The following is a 16844-nucleotide window of genomic DNA, read 5'->3' as shown; positions in this document are numbered from 1 at the left end:
GCAATGCACGACAAGAACCAGGAACTATCGATGACGCCTGAGCCGCTACCTTTTCATCCCAATCCGAAAAAGCCCGATATCACCCTGCCGGCCGGCGCATGCGACGCGCATTGCCATGTCTTCGGGCCGGCCGCGGATTTTCCCTTTGCGCCCGAGCGGACTTACACGCCCATCGACGCGCCAAAGGAGACGCTGTTCGCGCTTCATCGCCATCTTGGCATCGAGCGGTCCATTCTCGTGCAGGCAAGCTGCCACGGCACCGACAATGCCGCCATGATGGATGCGATCGCCGCATCGGACGGGCGATATCGCGGCATTGCGATGGTCAAGCGCGATATCGGACAGGATGAGTTGGAGGCTCTGCACGAAGGCGGCGTGCGCGGTGTGCGCTTCAATTTCGTCACCCACCTGGGCAAGCCCGCGAATTTTGATGCCATTCGCGAAATCACGGCCAAGATCATTCCCCTCGGCTGGCATGCGGTCGTCCATTTCGACGCGCATCGCCTTGAGGGTCTGGCACCTTTTCTTCGTGAACTGGAACTGCCACTCGTCATCGATCACATGGGCCGCATCGATGCATCGGCAGGTTTCGAGCAGACAGCCTTCCGCTTGCTGCTCGACTTGATGGAAGACGACCGCTTCTGGGTGAAAGTGTGCGGCTCGGAGCGCATCTCGCGTGCGGGGCCGCCCTTCGAGGATGCCGCCGCCTACGGTGCGCTTTTGGTCGAGAGATTTCCGGACCGCGTTTTGTGGGGCACCGACTGGCCGCACCCGAATATCAAGCAGCACATGCCCGATGACGGCGCGCTGGTCGATCTTCTCAAGATCATCGCACCGCGCCCCGATCTTTTGCGCAAGTTGCTCGTTGACAATCCGACACGCCTTTACTGGCCTGAGACCCTTACGAAGGAGGCATCCCTATGAGCAAAAAAACGGCACTTGTGATCAGCGCGCATTCGGCGGATTTCGTCTGGCGCTGCGGCGGGGCGATCGCGCTTCATGCGCAAAAGGGCTATGACGTGACGGTCGTGTGCCTGTCCTATGGCGAGCGCGGCGAGAGCGCGAAGCTGTGGAAGAACGAGGGCATGACGCTGGAACGCGTCAAGGCAGAGCGCCAGCGCGAGGCCGAGAATGCCGCAAAGGCGCTCGACGTTGCCGACATCCGGTTCTTCGACCTCGGCGACTATCCGCTTGAGATGACGCGCGAGGCGAAAGACCGTCTCGTCGACGTGATGCGCGAGGTGCAGCCCGCCTTCATGATGACGCACTCGAAGTTCGATCCTTACAACACCGACCATATGTATGTGTCGCAGTGGACGCTCGAATGCCGCGCGATCGCGCAGGCCTGGGGGCATAAGCCGGGCGAGAAGATCCTCGGTGCGCCGCAGGTCTATCTCTTCGAGCCGCACCAGACCGAGCAGATGGAGTGGAAGCCGGACACGTTCCTCGACATCACGCAGGTTTGGGACAAAAAATGGGCCGCCATCCAGTGCATGGAAGGACAGGAGCACCTCTGGCATTATTACGAAAACGTCGCGCAAAACCGCGCCAACCATTTTGCGCGCAATTCGGGCGGGCAGTCCGGCGGGCGCAAGGCGACCCATGCGGAAGGCTTCCAGTCGATCTTCCCGCGCACCGTGGATGAACTGTGATGGGTGTCGTTGTCCAGAATATCGAGCGGGCCGACCAGTCGATCATCGACCGGCTCGCCGCCTGCGGGGTAGCGACCGTCCACGAAGCGCAGGGACGCAAGGGGCTTTTGGCATCTTACATGCGGCCGATCTATTCGGGCGCGCGGATGGCGGCGAGCGCGGTGACGATCTCCTCGCCGCCCGGCGACAACTGGATGCTGCATGTCGCCATCGAGCAGTTGCGTGACGGCGACATTCTGGTTCTGGCCCCGACGAGCCCGTGCGAGGATGGATATTTCGGCGATCTGCTCGCCACGTCTGCGTTGGCGCGCGGCTGCAAGGGGCTGATCATCGATGCGGGCGTGCGCGACGTCACCGATTTGACGGGGATGAAATTCCCGGTCTGGTCGAAGGCGGTGTTCGCGCAAGGAACCGTCAAGGAAACGCTCGGTTCGGTCAACGTACCGATCGTTTGCGCAGGTGCGCTGGTCAATCCGGGTGACGTGGTCGTCGCCGATGATGACGGGGTGTGCGTCGTCGCACGCGGCGAGGCCGAAGACGTCGCGGCGAAAGCCGAAGCCCGCGTCGCGGCGGAGGACGACAAGCGCAAGCGGCTTGCTGCAGGCGAACTTGGCCTCGACATCTACAAGATGCGCGAGCGGCTGGCGGAGAAGGGGCTGAAATATGTCTGAGGAAGCGGGCCGTGACGGTGTGCAGTGCATGTGGATGCGCGGCGGTACGTCGAAGGGCGGATATTTCCTGTCCGACGACCTGCCTTCGGATACGGCGGGGCGCGACGCCTTGCTCCTCAGCGTGATGGGTTCGCCCGATCCCCGCCAGATCGACGGGATGGGCGGGGCCGACCCGCTTACCTCCAAGGTCGCGGTGGTGAGAAAGTCAGAACGCGAAGACGCCGATGTCGACTATCTCTTCCTGCAGGTTTTCGTCGACAAGGCGATCGTCTCGGACGGACAGAACTGCGGCAACATCCTCGCCGGCGTCGGCCCATTCGCCATCGAGCGCGGACTGGTCGCTGCGCAGGACGGCGTGACGCCGGTTCGCATCTTCATGGAAAACACCGGGCAGACCGCCACGGCTCGCGTCGAGACGCCGGGCGGCATCGTCAGCTATACCGGCGAGGCGCGCATCGACGGGGTGCCGGGCACATCGGCGCCGGTACCCATCACCTTCGCAGACACGGCCGGCTCGTCCTGCGGCGCATTGCTGCCGACCGGCAATGTGGTGGACGTGATCGACGGCATAAGCTGCACGCTGATCGACAACGGCATGCCATGTGTCGTCATGCAGGCGAGCGACCTCGGGATCGACGGCACCGAAACCCCGGATGAACTCGAGGCCAATGCGGCCCTGCGCGCCAAACTCGAAGACATCCGCCTGAAGGCGGGACCGATGATGAATCTCGGCGACGTCGCACAAAAGTCGGTGCCGAAGATGACGATGGTATCTAAGGCTGCCAATGGCGGCGCGATCTCGACGCGCACCTTCATTCCGCACCGCTGCCACGACGCGATCGGCGTGCTGGGAGCCGTTTCCGTCGCCACCGCCTGCCTATTGCCAGAAGGCCCGGCCGCCGATCTCGCCATCATCCCCGACGGGGCGGAAAAGGCGATGTCGATCGAGCATCCGACCGGCGAGATGACGGTCATCGCGACCGTTCGCGACGGAAACGTCACCGACGCCGCCGTTTTGAGAACGGCGCGCAAATTGTTCGACGGTAAAGTCTTCCCAAGATAGGTGCCGAACACCACCGCCCTTCAGGCATGGAATGTGAATTGCGCTGCTTTTCCCATGGCATGGCGCTACGCCATAGCGCGCGCCGGTCCGGATCGACATAGAAGACAGATTGCGAACCTTGCGCAGGACACAATTGCCGCATATATCCGGCACATCGATCTTGCTGACGAACGTTGTTACCGCGCCATGGCGCAACTGCGATTTTCTTTTCAACTTCGATCTTTCCAGCGAACGGCATTCGGTCGGACGCGGATTTTCTATGTCGATTGAAAGGAAATCGTCATGGCTACTGGTACCGTAAAATTCTTCAACACCACCAAGGGTTTCGGCTTCATTGAGCAAGACGGCGGTGGCGCAGATGTGTTCGTTCACATCTCGGCCGTTGAGCGCTCGGGCATGAACACGCTGGTCGAAGGTCAGAAGGTTTCGTTCGAGGCCGTTCAGGATCGACGTAGCGGCAAGACAGCAGCCGAAAACCTCCAAGCTGCGTAATCTGCGCATTTGAATTCATCTCTGGCAGGTGACCACGGATGTACTGGCGCCGGTAGTCGAGATGCTGAAAGGTCGGACGCGAGTCCGGCCTTTTCCCGTTTGAAGGCATGATTGCCTCGACCCGATGATCTCCCCAAAATTGGATAACAGCCATTGTCGAATGTAAAGAACACCAGCTTCCAGGACCGCCGTGCCGCGTCAGACGCGGCCAAAAGTGCGCTCGTTGCGAAATTTAAGGCTCGCCCCGCAGCAGATTCGCCGGAAATGCTCGCCAAACAGGCCGAGCGTGCGACCATCGCTGCGGAGCGCCTACGCCGTAAGGAAGAGCGCGACCAAGCGAAGCGAGAAGAGGCTGAGCGTGTTGAACAGCAACGCTTGGCCGAGGCCGCAGCCGCTGAAGAAGCCGCTGGGGCTGCTCGCCGCGCGAAGGAAGAAGCCGATAACGCGCTCATCAAGCAAATGCTGGATTATGAAGCAGAGATGAAAAGCAAGCGCGACGCGCGCTATGCCGCTCGTAAGGCACGTAGCAAATAATTATCTGGTGCAAAAAGAAAAAGCCCGCCGCCTATTGAGAGACGACGGGTCAGTGCAAAAATTGCATAATGCTATCGGCGAAGGGTCAACGCCACTGCATGCGCATTTCGGGTGACATTTCACTCACCTCCCGCGCCATGTCTTCTATCGCCTTAACAAGCTCATGGCTGATCTTTCGCGCGCACTCCTGATCTTAGCTGCAAAACGGGAATGCGAGCGATTCTGCAAATGGTGATCAGAGGATTTATCATCGAGGACGACGCCGGCCGCCAGCGATCTAGTGACGAGCGTAACCGTCTTTTCCGCCAAGTTAGACGAGCGCCCGGAATTGAAAATCGATGGCTACCTGTCGACCCTTGTCGACGACATTCTCACCCAGCGTTTTCTGTTCGGGGGGAGTGGTAGCGGAGGAGGGATTCGAACCCCCGACACAAGGATTATGATTCCTCTGCTCTAACCTACTGAGCTACTCCGCCGCCGCCGGCGCGCTGCGCCGGGAAGTGCGGCGGGTATAAGGGGCGGGAACCAACCCTGTCAAGCAATGAGGCGCCCCAACCGAGCGGCTTTATGACCCCAGCCCGCCTTACGCAACGCAACCCGGCTGACAGGCGAGCGGGACTGGCCATAAGCTGTTCCGACGAAAGGTGTCACATACCGCGCCGTCCACGGCTGCCAAGCGCCAATGCATACCCCCGCAAGGGACGTGGCGATCGTCCGGATAGCGGCCAAATCGACGAACATAGCCGCCCTGACGGTCGACGCAGCGTTCAATGACGCGGAAAGGGTTGAGTTCGCAGCGTCCGCCCACTATGTCTCGCTGCAAAAATTCAGTCAGAAAGATCGATGAAGCCGCGCATCGCCGTCCTCGGATGCGGATATTGGGGATCGAACCATATCCGAACTCTCAAGTCACTCGGCGTGCTGCAAGCGGTCGCCGACGCCAACGCTGCCCGTGCCGAAGGTTTCGCGGCCGAGCACGGCTGCATGGCCGTGGGCATCGATGAAATCCACACACGCGACGACATCGACGCGATCGTCATGGCGCTACCGCCCCAGTTTCATGCGGAAGCCGCGATCCGTGCCGTGGAGAACGGCAAAGACGTTCTGGTGGAAAAGCCGATCGCCCTTGCAGTCTCAGATGCCGAACGCGTCGTCGCGCGTGCGCGCGAATGCGGCCGGGTGTTCATGACCGGCCACGTCCTGCGCTTCCATCCCGGGTTCGAAGGGTTGAAAGCGCTGGCCGATGCGGGCGAACTTGGACGCTTGCGCTATATCCATTCGCATCGCCTCGGCCTCGGCAAGTTCCATACCGAAAACGACGCGCTTTGGGACCTCGCCCCGCACGATCTGTCGATGATCCTTGCGCTGACCGGTACGCAGCCAGAGGAAGTGCGCGGCGAAGGCGCGGCGCTTCTCGACCATCTGTCCGACTTCGCGCATCTGCACATGCGCTTTCCCGGCGATCTGAGAAGCCACCTTTTCGCCTCGCGGCTGAACCCGTACCGCGAGCGCCGCCTGACAGTCGTCGGCGACAAGGCGATGGCAGTCTTTGACGATGTTGAGCCTTGGGAGCGCAAGCTGGCCGTCTATAGGCACTCCGTCTGGCGCGACAGTGGTCAGTGGGCGTTCACGATGAACGAGCCATCCTACGTGCCGGTCGAACAGGGTCTGCCGTTGACGCGCGAATTGCAGCATTTCATCCATTGCATCGAAACGCGCGAAGAGCCGCGCACGTCAGGCGACGAAGCGATCGGCGTCCTGAAAATCCTGACGGCAGGTACGGTCCTGCACGACTGACCGCTAACCACGGCGATGCGCAGCTGCAACAACCAGTCATTGAACATGCTTCGCCTGCACGCTTTTTAGTTTATTGACCCAACGGAATGTCGCATGATCGGCGCGCGGCGCGATCGATATGCAAGGTGTCATCGCGTAACGCTATGTTGCAGGAGACAGCGGCATGGGGCGACACGCAACGCGGTATACGCTGGATGGCCTTCGTCGTTCCGACATGAGCCGAAGCGACCCTCTGCATCGATACCGGCTCTTCTTTCTGTACGGAACGATCGTCGCCGGCAGTCTGACGACACTGCCTGCAAAGGCTGACTGCCAACTGACGGCCGGTCCCGGCAACGACGTCTTCATCTGCGACGGCGGTACGCCATCGTCAGGATTGAACGACCTATTCGGCAACAACACTCTCATCCTGCCGCCCGGCGGAACGGGTGTCATAAACGGCAATGTCACCTTCGGTCCCGGTCAGGATCGGACCGACATGTCGTCGGGCACGATCAACGGAAGCGTGGATCAGGGCGCGGGCGTCGACAGTTTCGTCATCTCGGGCGGCACGGTGACCGGTAATGTCCAGCAGGGCGCGGGTATCGATGATTTTCGCATGACGGGCGGGCAGATCGGTTCGCTCAATCAGGGCGACCAGTTCGACACGTTCTTCATGTCCGACGGGCGCATCGTCGATTTCTTCGACGATGGCGATCGCGCGATCATGACCGGAGGGCGTATCGGGCGTGTGAACATGAAGCTCGATCGCAATTATTTCGAGATGTCCGGCGGAACGATCGACCGCAATCTCGTGACCGGCTTCGATCAGGACACGATCATTGTGTCGGGCGGCCTCATCGGCGGCAATATCAGTGTGAGCGGCGGCACCGATATCGTCACCGTGACCGGCGGCGCGATACGCGGCAGCGTTTTGATGAGCACCGGACAGGACCGGTTCGTCTGGAATTCAGGCGGCATCATCTATGGTGCGATCGACATGGGACCGGACGCGGACACGGCGCGACTTGCCAATCTCACCGCCGCCAATCTCGGCGCCACCACGCTTTTCGATGGCGGCCTCGGCGCCGACGCTCTGGCGATGGAGAACGTCAAGGCGTCGGGTGTAGAGCGGTTCGTGGGCTGGGAGGCGATCAGCGCGACCAATGACACAGAACTGACCTTCGACGGCACGCTGACGCTCGGCGATGTGGGCACAGGAACCGGCACGCTCGCGATCGATCCGACCAGCACGATTTATGGCGGAGGCGGCAATTTCGGGGTGACGGGCACCGGCGGCACGGCTACGCTTTTAAATGCAGGCCGCATCGATCTGACCAATGGCACGTCCGGCCCTTCAGACCGCTTTACGGTGTCCGGCGATTATACGGGCGACAACGGATTGCTTCTTCTCGAAACGGTGCTGGGTGACGACGCATCCGCATCGGATCGGCTTGTCGTTTCCGGCGGAACGGCGGACGGCACAACGAGTATTGCCGTGACGAATGCGGGAGGCGCAGGGGCGCTCACGCTTCAAAACGGAATATTGGTGGTCGAGGCGGTCAACGGTGCGGCGACGATGCCCGCAGCGTTCTCGCTTGGATCGCGCGTTGCAGCGGGTGCATATGAATATCTCCTGTTTCGTGGCGGCGTTAGCGATGGCTCGCAGGAAAACTGGTATCTGCGCTCCACCTTGACCGAGGGACCCGCCCCTGCCCCGGTGCAGCCGACCCCAACTGATCCGATCGTACCTGTCGAACCCGAGCCGGAACTTGTCCCTCCGCCGCCGCTGGACGAACCGGTGCCGCCACCGCCTCCCGAGGCGACGCCCGGCAATCCCGATCCTGTCGATCCCGCGCCACCGGTGGATATTGCCGACGAAGCGCCAACGGCCCCGCCGGACGCAGCCGAAGCGCCGGACCCAACGCCGCCCCCTCCTCCGCCTGTGGCCGGTGCCGCGCCAGCGCCCGTGCCGGTTCCCGGCGGTGTTGCAGAACCACCAAATCCGGGCGCAACGCCCGTCATCGCCGAGATCGTTCCGCTTTACCGAACGGAGGTAGCGGCCTATTCGGCGATCGCGCCGACTGCGCATTATTTGGGGCTGGCGGCGCTTGGCACGTTTCATGAAAGGCGCGGCGAACAGCCATTGCTGGACGGCGCCGGATTTCTGCCTGCAAGCTGGGTCCGGCTTTACGGACAGAGTCTCGATCTTGGTTGGCAGGGCACGGTTACGCCTTCGGTCGACGGCTCGGTCGTCGGCTTCCAGCTTGGCCAGGATATCTTCGGGCGCGACGAGGGTGGCATCGCCGATCGCGTCGGTGTCTTTATCGGGCAGAGCCGGCTTTCGGGTGACATCTACGGTCAGGCGCTCGGCTGGAACGGATATGCAGTCGGCGACATCGATGCGGACGCATTCAATTTCGGTGGATACTGGACCCGCATCGGCCCGACCGGATGGTATATCGACACGGTGCTGATGGGCTCGCATTTCGGTGGCCATGTGAATTCCGTCGACGGCGAGCGGATCGGAATATCGGGACGCGGATTTACCGCGTCGGTCGAAGGCGGCGTACCGTTCGTGCTTTCACCCGGCTGGACTCTTGAGCCACAGGCGCAACTGATCTGGCAAAGCGTCTCGCTGTCAGATCGCGCGGACCGCTTTTCGACCGTTTCGTTCAACGCCGACGACACGGTGACAGGACGCATCGGTGCGCGTCTCAACGGCGTTTATGAAATGGAGGAAGCGACGCTTCGCCCCTATCTGAAAGCCAATCTTTGGCATGATTTCGGCAGCGACCATGTGGCGGACTTCGCCGCTACTCCGATCGTGACACAAACAGGCGGAACCCGGCTCGAATTGGGAGCCGGTATTGTCACCGACTTCTCGACCACCGTCAGCGCGTTCGCCACCGCCGGATACACGACGGCGCTGAGCGGAGACACCGATGGTCACTCGATTTCCGGAACCGTGGGGCTTCGGCTGAAATGGTAGGAGATTGCAGTTGCCTCAGGCGGCGGGCAAGGCCTCGAGCCGCGCGAGCATTTCTTCCGAGCGGCGATTACGCTGCGTGCGGGCGATGAAGCCGCCTCCGAATACGCGGCTCGCGTCCCCTTCGTCGCCATAAAAGACGCAGGCCTGACCAGGCGCGATACCCGCCTCCCCGTCGACGAGTTCGACGACCGCCTCGCCATCATGCCGGAACAGACGTGCCGCGCGCGGCGGGCGCGTCGAACGCACCTTTGCAAAAAGCTCCACGCCTTCGTCCGGAATCTCGTCGAGGGAGGTATCGCCGAGCCAGTTGACGTCGCGCAGCACGATCCGGTGCGTTTCGAGCGCCTCCTTCGGGCCGACGATCACCCGCGCGCGCGCCGGGTCGAGATGGACGACATAGAGCGGTTCACCGGATGCGACACCGAGACCGCGCCGCTGGCCGATCGTATAACGCAGGACGCCGTCGTGACGGCCGAGGTGACGGCCGTCGACATGGAGAATGTCGCCCGGGGTCGCCGCTTCAGGCCGAAGCTTGGCGATAATATCGGAATACTTGCCCTGCGGGACGAAACAGATGTCCTGGCTGTCGGGCTTGGCGGCGACGACGAGGCCCATGCGCTCGGCTGCCGCGCGGACCTCGGCCTTCGACATGCCGCCGAGCGGGAAGCGCAGATAATCGATCTGCTCCTGCGTGGTGGCGAACAGGAAATAGCTCTGGTCGCGATCCGCGTCCACAGGCCGGTAAAGAGCGCGGTGCGCGCCGTTGACGCGGCTCGAGATATAATGGCCGGTCGCCAGCGCATCGGCACCGAGTTCACGGGCGGTCTGTAGCAGGTCGGCGAACTTGACCGTCTGGTTGCACGAGATGCACGGCACCGGCGTCTCGCCGGCGATGTAGCTTTCGGCGAAGGGGTTGATCACCGCCTCGCGGAAACGCTTTTCGTAATCGAGCACGTAATGTGGAATGCCGAGCTTTTCCGACACAGCCCGTGCATCCCCGATATCCTGCCCCGCACAGCACGACCCGGCGCGGTGAACGGCTGCGCCATGATCGTAAAGCTGCAGCGTTATGCCGACGACGTCGTACCCTTCTTCCTTCATCAGGCCGGCCACGACGGAAGAGTCGACGCCACCCGACATGGCGACGACGACGCGCGTGTCCTGCGGGCGCTTGTCGAAATCGAGGCTGTTCATCGCAAAGGCTTTCGTCTCGTCATGAGGGTCGGGTTCTGGCGGCGCTGGCTGCCGATCGCGACCTATATAGTCGACCACGGCGGGCGCTGCCAACCGGCAGCAAAGCGAGCATTGTTTACGATCATTAAGATTCGACAATTTGTCTGAACGGGACGTTCACAAAGGTTATTTTAGCATTACCCGTCATTTAGCCAATTCTTAAAGCTGTGGCCGTAATGTGACCGTCGAATAGGTCTTTGATGTTGTAGAGAGTACGATGACCGATCTTATCAGACCAAGGGTCAAATACGTGATCGGCCCCGATGGGAGCCCGCTCACGATTGCCGACTTGCCGCCTTCGAACACCCGTCGCTGGGTCATCCGCCGAAAGGCGGAAGTCGTCGCGGCGGTTCGCGGCGGCCTGCTCAGCCTGGAGGAAGCCTGCCAGCGCTACAAGCTCACCGTCGAGGAGTTCCTGTCCTGGCAGGCCTCGATCGAAGATCACGGGCTGGCGGGACTGCGCACGACGCGCATCCAGCAATACAGGCACTGACATTTTCCCAGTGACGAAAAACGCCCGGCTCGACCGGGCGTTTTTTTGTGCGCGAAACTGACCGACGACAAAGAAAAAGCCCGCCGGTCGAGGCGGGCTTCACGATCCTGAAAGCGTAAAACGTCAGCCTGCGGCGGCGCGCCCGGAATAATCCTGCTCGCGATTGCGATTGTCGAGCGCTTCGGCCTTTGCCAGTTCCGCTTCAGCTTCGCCGAGCGCCGCCTCGGCGGCACCGCGCTGGCTCATCAGATCGTTGCGCGAATTGTGCAGATTGTCGCGGCGTTGACGCGCGGCTTTGGCGAAAGTCGGATAGGCGAAATGGTTGAGATCGGTGATCCCGGCCTTTTTCTCCTCCGACGCGATCTGCGCATCCAGTTCGCCCGCCATACGGTCGAACTCGGCGATCATCATGTCGAGTTGAAGAAGCTGCTTGCGTTTCTCGCCAACCTGAAACTGCTTCAGCCGAACCAGATTTTCTCGTGTCTTCATACCCAACGCTCCCGAAACGCCCAACGCACGTACTACCGACATCGTTACTTTTTTCTTCGCGATCAGCCCCGATCGCGCCCGATGGTAACCATTCGTTTACGCGCATTGTTAATCATAGGGACGAGGACTTAAGGCGGGGTAAAAATTTCGCCGCAAAGTCGAAACTGCAAAGTGCCTTTCCAAGAGTCACTTACGTGGAAATTCTAAAGTTCAGATTCACGACGCCGGCGGTGAGTTAGCCGTTTGAAATCAGGGTGCTGAAACAAATTACTGAATGTTCGTCAGGCCTCTTGCCAGCGGGAATCAGAGTTTGTTAACCATTTGGGTGGCACTTTGTGATTCAGGCAAATCACATACGTTGCCGAGCTGACGGGGCTGTTGGCGGAGAAGGGGATTGAAATGCGCGTCCTGCTGATTGAAGACGATAGTGCGATTGCACAGAGCATCGAGCTGATGCTCAAGTCGGAAAGCTTCAACGTCTATTCGACCGATCTCGGAGAAGAGGGTGTCGATCTCGGCAAGCTCTACGATTACGACATCATCCTCCTCGACCTGAACCTGCCGGATATGTCCGGTTACGAGGTTCTGCGCACGCTGCGCCTCTCGAAGGTCAAGACGCCGATCCTGATTCTGTCTGGCATGGCCGGCATTGAGGACAAGGTTCGCGGCCTCGGCTTCGGTGCCGACGACTATATGACCAAGCCGTTCCACAAGGACGAGCTGATCGCCCGCATCCACGCCATCGTGCGCCGCTCGAAGGGCCACGCCCAGTCGGTCATCACCACAGGCGACCTCATCGTCAACCTCGACGCAAAGACGGTCGAAGTCGGCGGCCAGCGCGTGCATCTGACGGGCAAGGAATACCAGATGCTCGAACTGCTCTCGCTGCGCAAAGGCACGACGCTGACCAAGGAAATGTTCCTCAACCACCTTTACGGCGGAATGGACGAGCCGGAACTGAAGATCATCGACGTCTTCATCTGCAAGCTCAGGAAGAAGCTCGACCTCGCCTCCGGCGGCCAGAATTACATCGAGACGGTCTGGGGCCGCGGCTATGTGCTGCGCGAGCCGGAAGAAATGCGCGTAAGCGCCTGATCCCCTGCCCTATCGCCAGTTATGAAAAACCCGGCCTCGCGCCGGGTTTTTTGCGTTTGTTGCTAGGCCGCTATTTGCATCTCGCGGAAGCGCTCGAGTAGGATCGGCCGGTTGAACGGCTTGAGAATATAGCCCTTCGCGCCCGCGCGCTTGGCACGCATGATGGCGCCGACATCGAACTCCGTCATGCAGATGACGATGCGCGGTTTTGCCGGCACATCCATCGCCATCGCCTGGCGGATGAACTCGACCGTCGCCATGTCGGGAAGCTGGTTGTCGACGACGATGATATCGGGCATCTGCGCCGTGCACAGCGCAAGCGCCTCGCGCCCGTCGCACGCCTCCACCACCGCCATTTCGGGGGTGGCGAGGATGCGCTTGGCCACTTTGCGGATCACATTGGAATCGTCCACGATCATGCAGCGCTTCATCCCGAAATCCCTTTCGCTCATGCGACCAGTCCCGCTCTTGTTCGAAGGTCGAAACTACGCGCCCGAAGTAAAGAACCGGGTAAATGTTGCGCTGAATTTTTGGTTAAAGACGCACGATGCGGACGGGTAGCCTTTCTAATCTGCGACCTGCAACCGCCTGATACGCACGCGCTCGATCGCGCGCCCGTCGAGCGCAACGACCTCGAATTCAAGATCGCCCGCGACGATCTTTTCGCCAACCTCCGGCAGATGGCCGAGTTGCCACAAAAGATAGCCGGCGAGCGTCGAGTAGCGGTCGGTCTCGTCTTCCAGATGCGTTTCCAGAAGCGCGGACGCCTTGCGAATGTCGATCCAGCCGTCGACGAGCCAGGTGCCGTCATCGGCCAGTTCGACCGACGAGCCCTGATCGTCCTCATCGGGAAATTCGCCGGCGATCGCCTCCAAAATGTCGGTCGGCGTCGCGATACCTTCGAACGAGCCGTATTCGTCGACGACCACGGCAAGCTGGAGCGGTGATTTGCGCAGCTGCTCCATCAAGCGCAGCACGCTTGCGCTCTCATGGACGATGAGTGGCTGGCGCAGTGAGCGCTCGAGATCGATCTGCCCGCCCTCGATCAGGTCGCGCAAAAGGTCCTTGGCGAGCGCCACACCGACGAATTCGTCGAGGCTGCCGCGCGCGATGGGAAAACGTGAATGCCCGATTTCGAGAATCTTGCGACGGATTTCGGCCTGACTGTCCTCCACATCGAGCCAATCGACATCGGTGCGCGGCGTCATGACCGATATGACCGGACGGTCGGCAAGCGACAGAACACCCTCGATCATTTCCTTTTCTTCCCGAGCGAAAAGCTGGCTTTCGGCCGCCTGTTCGGCGATGGCATCGGCCGTTTCACCAAGCTGCATGTCGCCGCGTTTTCCACCCAGAAGCCGCAGAACGGCGTCGGCGGTCCGATCGCGCAGATCGCCGGTCGTGATCATGCGCTCGCGGTTGCGGCGCGCCAACTGGTTGAACATTTCGATGAGGATCGAGAAGCCGATGGCCGCGTAGAGATATCCTTTCGGGATATGGAAGCCCAGACCTTCGACAACCAGTGCGAACCCGATCATCATCAGGAAGCCGAGACACAGGATAACGACGGTCGGATGCTTGGAGACGAACGCCATCAGCGGCTTTGCCGATAGCATCATCACGCCCATCGCGACGATGACGGCGATGACCATAACGGACAGATGCTCGACCATGCCGACGGCGGTGATGACGCTGTCGAGCGAGAACACAGCGTCGAGCACGACGATCTGGACCAGCACCTGCCAGAAGACGGCATGCTGAACCTTGCCTTCCGTCTTGACCTGATGTCCCTCAAGCCGTTCGTGCAGTTCCATGGTGCCCTTGGCCAGCAGGAAGACGCCACCGAACAGCATGATCAGGTCGCGGCCTGACAAGGTCCATCCGAACACCGATATCAGCGGCTGCGTCAGCGTCACGATCCAGGCGATCGAGGCGAGCAGCACAAGGCGCATCAATAGCGCCAGTGTTAGGCCGATGATCCGCGCCCTGTCGCGCTGATGCGGCGGCAATTTGTCGGCGAGGATCGCGATGAAGACGAGATTGTCGATGCCGAGCACGATCTCCAGAAGGATGAGCGTTAAAAGACCGGCCCAGGCGGCGGGGTCGGACATCCATTCAAAGAGCATGCGGGGTCATTCGGCAGGTTCGAGCTGCCGTCCTTCTGTCAAAATCTGAGTGTGAAAATGCGCGCTCACGCCTTATCGAGCACGAACGGTCAGGCGGCAAAGCGGCTGAAACTGAGCGAATTGCAGGTCCGGACACGAGAAACCGATACGGTTCACGCGCGCGGACGGTGGTACTCGGAGGGTGGTCGTCGGGCATCGGGCGTGGCCCTGATGACGGGCCGATCCTTCCTCACATTGAAGCACCGCAACGGTGCCAAGATTTCCATGTCGCCGAAAATGACGCGTTCGTCAAATCCTGCCGGAGTAACAGGCGTATGACAGGCCGCTTCTAATGCGTGTCGATTTCGGCCTGCAGTGCAGCGATATGCTCGGCCGCAACAGTGGATGCGGCCCGTTCAATGGCGCGAAAACGGCTGACGAGCGCCAGCCCCATCGGCGTCAGTTTGGCGCCGCCGCCCTGTTTGCCGCCCTTCTGGGCCGTCAGGACCGGCTTGCCGAAAATCTGGTTCATCTCTTCGACGAGATCCCAGGCGCGCTTATAGGACATGTTCATCTGGCGTGCCCCGGCCGAAATGGAGCCGAACGCTGCGATATGCTCAAGAAGCTCGATCTTTCCGCGCCCGATCCGTCCGTCCGGATCGAGGTCTATCTTGAGGCTGAGCGAGGGCATTCGGCAGTTCCTTCCAAAGCGTGGGTAGCAGCATGCCGCCGGCTATCGTCTTCTGCAAGTCGCCCGCTTACTCGGGGTCGCGCGGACGAAAATCGACGAAGAACCCCCAGAAGGACAGGGCGAAGAAAGCGAGGAACAGGATGCCCCACACATGCGCCCCATTGGAAAATTCGAACATCGCCCACCCGCCGGAAACCGCGCAGATCAGAAATCTGATCCACAGCGGCCGAAACATCGGATGGTTGGTGTCGAAAAACTTCATTCGACGACCCAGTGCAGCGGAAACATCGGGTCGAAGACCGTGATGTCGCCCTCGCCCGTCGCGCGCTTTTTCGGATAGTCCCATGGCGCGGTGCGGCGTGTCAGCGTGATTGTCGCCTCATTGGGTGGCAAACGATAGAAGGCGGGGCCGTTGAGCGAGGCGAAACCTTCGAGCCTGTCGAGTGCTCCCTCGTTTTCGAAGACATGCGCCAGGCACGACAAGGTGTTGACCGACGAATAGATGCCGGCACACCCGCAGGCGCACTCTTTCAGCGGGTCGAGATGCGGAGCCGAATCCGTGCCGAGGAAGAACCGTGCGTCCCCGGACGTCGCGGCGGCGCGCAGCGCGAGGCGATGTTCCTCGCGCTTGGCGACGGGCAGGCAGTAATAATGCGGACGAATGCCGCCTGCGAGGATCGCGTTGCGATTGATGATGAGGTGGTGTGTGGTCAGCGTCGCGGCGGTGTTTTTTTCCTGCGAACGAACATAGTCGACGCCGTCCTTCGTCGTCACATGCTCCATGACGATCCGCAGTTCCGGCAGACGCTGGCGCAGCGGCGACAAAACGCGTTCGATGAACACGGCCTCGCGGTCGAAGATGTCGATCGACGCATCGGTGACCTCGCCATGAACGCACAGCGTCATCCCGATCTCGGCCATGCGCTCCAGAACCGGCATGACCTTGTCGATGTCACGCACGCCGCTTTGCGAATTGGTGGTCGCGCCCGCCGGGTAGAGCTTTACCGCCGTTACAAGTCCCGACCGGAAACCGGCCTCGACATCGTCCGCGTCCGTGCTTTCGGTCAGGTAAAGCGTCATCAGCGGCTTAAAATCGTGGCCTTCCGGAACGGCTGCCACGACGCGGTCCCGATAGGCTGCGGCATCGGCCGTCGTAACGACCGGCGGCACCAGATTGGGCATGACGATCGCACGGCCGAAATGCGCCGAGGTGTCCGACACCACCGCGCGGAGAACTTCGCCGTCGCGAAAATGCAAATGCCAGTCGTCCGGCCGCCTGATCGTCAGTCTGTCCATGCCCTGCTCCGTCTTTTGCGTGCCTCTCCATAAAGAGTTCGGTTGGCAGCGAAAAGGTATCGGCGTTCGTTTTGCGGCAGGTCGCAGATGGCTGTTGTCGTTGTTGAGAATTATTTTCCCGCCAATCGCCACAAGTTGGAATGCAAATTCTCTACACGACATCCCGATTTTGGGCATTGTCCAGCCGAGCCAGACGGCCTAGATCGGCCCTTATGCACAAATCGAACGAGACGGACGCCGCTTTTGGGAGGGAGCGCGTGGA

General features: G+C 60.9%; 17 protein-coding genes and 1 tRNA gene. 10 read left to right on the top strand and 8 right to left on the bottom strand.

The genetic code is table 11. The features are described from left to right. Positions 1–3: 3 nt before the first annotated feature. The 6 genes from ACX82Z_RS01945 (at position 4) to ACX82Z_RS01920 (ending at position 4412) form a co-directional block, all read left to right on the top strand. Positions 4–924, top strand: a complete 921-nt coding sequence (locus ACX82Z_RS01945; RefSeq protein WP_459586470.1) for an amidohydrolase family protein — start codon at positions 4–6, stop codon at positions 922–924. Continuing rightward, on the top strand, positions 921–1652 hold the full coding sequence (locus ACX82Z_RS01940) for a PIG-L deacetylase family protein (RefSeq protein ID WP_459586469.1): 732 nt from the start codon (positions 921–923) through the stop codon (positions 1650–1652). The genes ACX82Z_RS01945 and ACX82Z_RS01940 overlap by 4 nt, the downstream gene beginning before the upstream one ends. Next, positions 1652–2323, top strand: a complete 672-nt coding sequence (locus tag ACX82Z_RS01935; protein ID WP_459586468.1) for a 4-carboxy-4-hydroxy-2-oxoadipate aldolase/oxaloacetate decarboxylase — start codon at positions 1652–1654, stop codon at positions 2321–2323. Before ACX82Z_RS01940 ends, ACX82Z_RS01935 begins: the two co-directional genes overlap by 1 nt. Next, positions 2316–3386: a 4-oxalomesaconate tautomerase gene (locus ACX82Z_RS01930; protein ID WP_459586467.1), complete on the top strand. Its 1071-nt coding sequence runs from the start codon at positions 2316–2318 to the stop codon at positions 3384–3386. The genes ACX82Z_RS01935 and ACX82Z_RS01930 overlap by 8 nt, the downstream gene beginning before the upstream one ends. A gap of 282 nt (positions 3387–3668) precedes the next feature. Next, positions 3669–3878 carry a cold-shock protein gene (locus tag ACX82Z_RS01925; protein ID WP_459586466.1) on the top strand — a complete coding sequence of 70 codons (210 nt, stop codon included), beginning with the start codon at positions 3669–3671 and terminating at the stop codon, positions 3876–3878. Positions 3879–4031: 153 nt separating this feature from the next. Then, positions 4032–4412 carry a DUF6481 family protein gene (locus ACX82Z_RS01920; protein ID WP_459586465.1) on the top strand — a complete coding sequence of 127 codons (381 nt, stop codon included), beginning with the start codon at positions 4032–4034 and terminating at the stop codon, positions 4410–4412. A 399-nt stretch (positions 4413–4811) separates the two neighbouring features. On the opposite strand, the gene ACX82Z_RS01915 is transcribed toward ACX82Z_RS01920, so the two are convergent. Then, positions 4812–4888: transfer RNA gene (locus ACX82Z_RS01915), tRNA-Met, on the bottom strand. A 367-nt stretch (positions 4889–5255) separates the two neighbouring features. Between ACX82Z_RS01915 and ACX82Z_RS01910 the strand changes: the two genes are divergently transcribed. After that, on the top strand, positions 5256–6209 hold the full coding sequence (locus ACX82Z_RS01910; RefSeq protein WP_459586464.1) for a Gfo/Idh/MocA family protein: 954 nt from the start codon (positions 5256–5258) through the stop codon (positions 6207–6209). A gap of 163 nt (positions 6210–6372) precedes the next feature. Beyond that, positions 6373–9180, top strand: coding sequence for an autotransporter family protein (locus ACX82Z_RS01905; protein WP_459586463.1), 2808 nt, complete (start codon positions 6373–6375; stop codon positions 9178–9180). A 15-nt stretch (positions 9181–9195) separates the two neighbouring features. Here ACX82Z_RS01905 and mnmA read toward each other — a convergent pair whose 3' ends face one another. Next, positions 9196–10374, bottom strand: coding sequence for a tRNA 2-thiouridine(34) synthase MnmA (gene mnmA, locus ACX82Z_RS01900; protein ID WP_459586462.1), 1179 nt, complete (start codon positions 10372–10374; stop codon positions 9196–9198). Positions 10375–10630: 256 nt separating this feature from the next. On the opposite strand from mnmA, the gene sciP reads away from it, so the two are divergent. After that, entirely contained in the window at positions 10631–10906 is a 276-nt protein-coding gene (gene sciP, locus ACX82Z_RS01895; RefSeq protein WP_459586461.1) for a CtrA inhibitor SciP, read from the top strand. Between the two features lie 123 nt (positions 10907–11029). Here the strand turns inward: sciP and ACX82Z_RS01890 are convergent, their stop codons facing one another. Beyond that, positions 11030–11395, bottom strand: a complete 366-nt coding sequence (locus tag ACX82Z_RS01890) for a flagellar export protein FliJ (RefSeq protein ID WP_459586460.1) — start codon at positions 11393–11395, stop codon at positions 11030–11032. A gap of 399 nt (positions 11396–11794) precedes the next feature. Here ACX82Z_RS01890 and ctrA point away from each other — a divergent pair, with 399 nt between their 5' ends. Next, positions 11795–12490: a response regulator transcription factor CtrA gene (ctrA, locus tag ACX82Z_RS01885; RefSeq protein ID WP_459586459.1), complete on the top strand. Its 696-nt coding sequence runs from the start codon at positions 11795–11797 to the stop codon at positions 12488–12490. Positions 12491–12552: 62 nt separating this feature from the next. Here the strand turns inward: ctrA and ACX82Z_RS01880 are convergent, their stop codons facing one another. The 5 genes from ACX82Z_RS01880 to pyrC all read right to left on the bottom strand — a co-directional run bounded on the left by ACX82Z_RS01880 (position 12553) and on the right by pyrC (position 16582). Further along, complete coding sequence (locus ACX82Z_RS01880; protein WP_459591214.1) at positions 12553–12921, bottom strand: response regulator; 369 nt, start codon at positions 12919–12921, stop codon at positions 12553–12555. A 135-nt stretch (positions 12922–13056) separates the two neighbouring features. Beyond that, the gene (locus tag ACX82Z_RS01875; protein ID WP_459586458.1) at positions 13057–14616 is read right to left on the bottom strand and encodes a TerC family protein; all 1560 of its coding nucleotides are present in this window, start codon (positions 14614–14616) and stop codon (positions 13057–13059) included. Between the two features lie 328 nt (positions 14617–14944). After that, the gene (locus tag ACX82Z_RS01870; protein ID WP_459586457.1) at positions 14945–15286 is read right to left on the bottom strand and encodes a winged helix-turn-helix domain-containing protein; all 342 of its coding nucleotides are present in this window, start codon (positions 15284–15286) and stop codon (positions 14945–14947) included. A gap of 67 nt (positions 15287–15353) precedes the next feature. After that, on the bottom strand, positions 15354–15548 hold the full coding sequence (locus ACX82Z_RS01865; RefSeq protein ID WP_459586456.1) for a DUF3329 domain-containing protein: 195 nt from the start codon (positions 15546–15548) through the stop codon (positions 15354–15356). Then, positions 15545–16582 carry a dihydroorotase gene (pyrC, locus tag ACX82Z_RS01860; protein ID WP_459586455.1) on the bottom strand — a complete coding sequence of 346 codons (1038 nt, stop codon included), beginning with the start codon at positions 16580–16582 and terminating at the stop codon, positions 15545–15547. The genes ACX82Z_RS01865 and pyrC overlap by 4 nt, the downstream gene beginning before the upstream one ends. Between the last annotated feature and the right edge of the window lie 262 nt (positions 16583–16844).

This window comes from Aliihoeflea sp. PC F10.4 (genome assembly GCF_054612275.1).
This window is presented reverse-complemented; position numbering and strand designations above follow the sequence as displayed.

Bases quoted from the DNA above. Each gene is read 5' to 3' on its own strand.
- ACX82Z_RS01865 (WP_459586456.1), bottom strand. From the start codon at position 15,548: ATGAAGTTTTTCGACACCAACCATCCGATGTTTCGGCCGCTGTGGATC.
- ACX82Z_RS01945 (WP_459586470.1), top strand. From the start codon at position 4: ATGCACGACAAGAACCAGGAACTATCGATGACGCCTGAGCCGCTACCT.
- ACX82Z_RS01910 (WP_459586464.1), top strand. From the start codon at position 5,256: ATGAAGCCGCGCATCGCCGTCCTCGGATGCGGATATTGGGGATCGAAC.
- ACX82Z_RS01930 (WP_459586467.1), top strand. From the start codon at position 2,316: ATGTCTGAGGAAGCGGGCCGTGACGGTGTGCAGTGCATGTGGATGCGC.
- sciP (WP_459586461.1), top strand. From the start codon at position 10,631: ATGACCGATCTTATCAGACCAAGGGTCAAATACGTGATCGGCCCCGAT.
- ACX82Z_RS01905 (WP_459586463.1), top strand. From the start codon at position 6,373: ATGGGGCGACACGCAACGCGGTATACGCTGGATGGCCTTCGTCGTTCC.
- ACX82Z_RS01940 (WP_459586469.1), top strand. From the start codon at position 921: ATGAGCAAAAAAACGGCACTTGTGATCAGCGCGCATTCGGCGGATTTC.
- ACX82Z_RS01880 (WP_459591214.1), bottom strand. From the start codon at position 12,921: ATGAAGCGCTGCATGATCGTGGACGATTCCAATGTGATCCGCAAAGTG.
- ctrA (WP_459586459.1), top strand. From the start codon at position 11,795: ATGCGCGTCCTGCTGATTGAAGACGATAGTGCGATTGCACAGAGCATC.
- ACX82Z_RS01890 (WP_459586460.1), bottom strand. From the start codon at position 11,395: ATGAAGACACGAGAAAATCTGGTTCGGCTGAAGCAGTTTCAGGTTGGC.
- ACX82Z_RS01925 (WP_459586466.1), top strand. From the start codon at position 3,669: ATGGCTACTGGTACCGTAAAATTCTTCAACACCACCAAGGGTTTCGGC.
- ACX82Z_RS01870 (WP_459586457.1), bottom strand. From the start codon at position 15,286: ATGCCCTCGCTCAGCCTCAAGATAGACCTCGATCCGGACGGACGGATC.
- ACX82Z_RS01935 (WP_459586468.1), top strand. From the start codon at position 1,652: ATGGGTGTCGTTGTCCAGAATATCGAGCGGGCCGACCAGTCGATCATC.
- ACX82Z_RS01875 (WP_459586458.1), bottom strand. From the start codon at position 14,616: ATGCTCTTTGAATGGATGTCCGACCCCGCCGCCTGGGCCGGTCTTTTA.
- mnmA (WP_459586462.1), bottom strand. From the start codon at position 10,374: ATGAACAGCCTCGATTTCGACAAGCGCCCGCAGGACACGCGCGTCGTC.
- pyrC (WP_459586455.1), bottom strand. From the start codon at position 16,582: ATGGACAGACTGACGATCAGGCGGCCGGACGACTGGCATTTGCATTTT.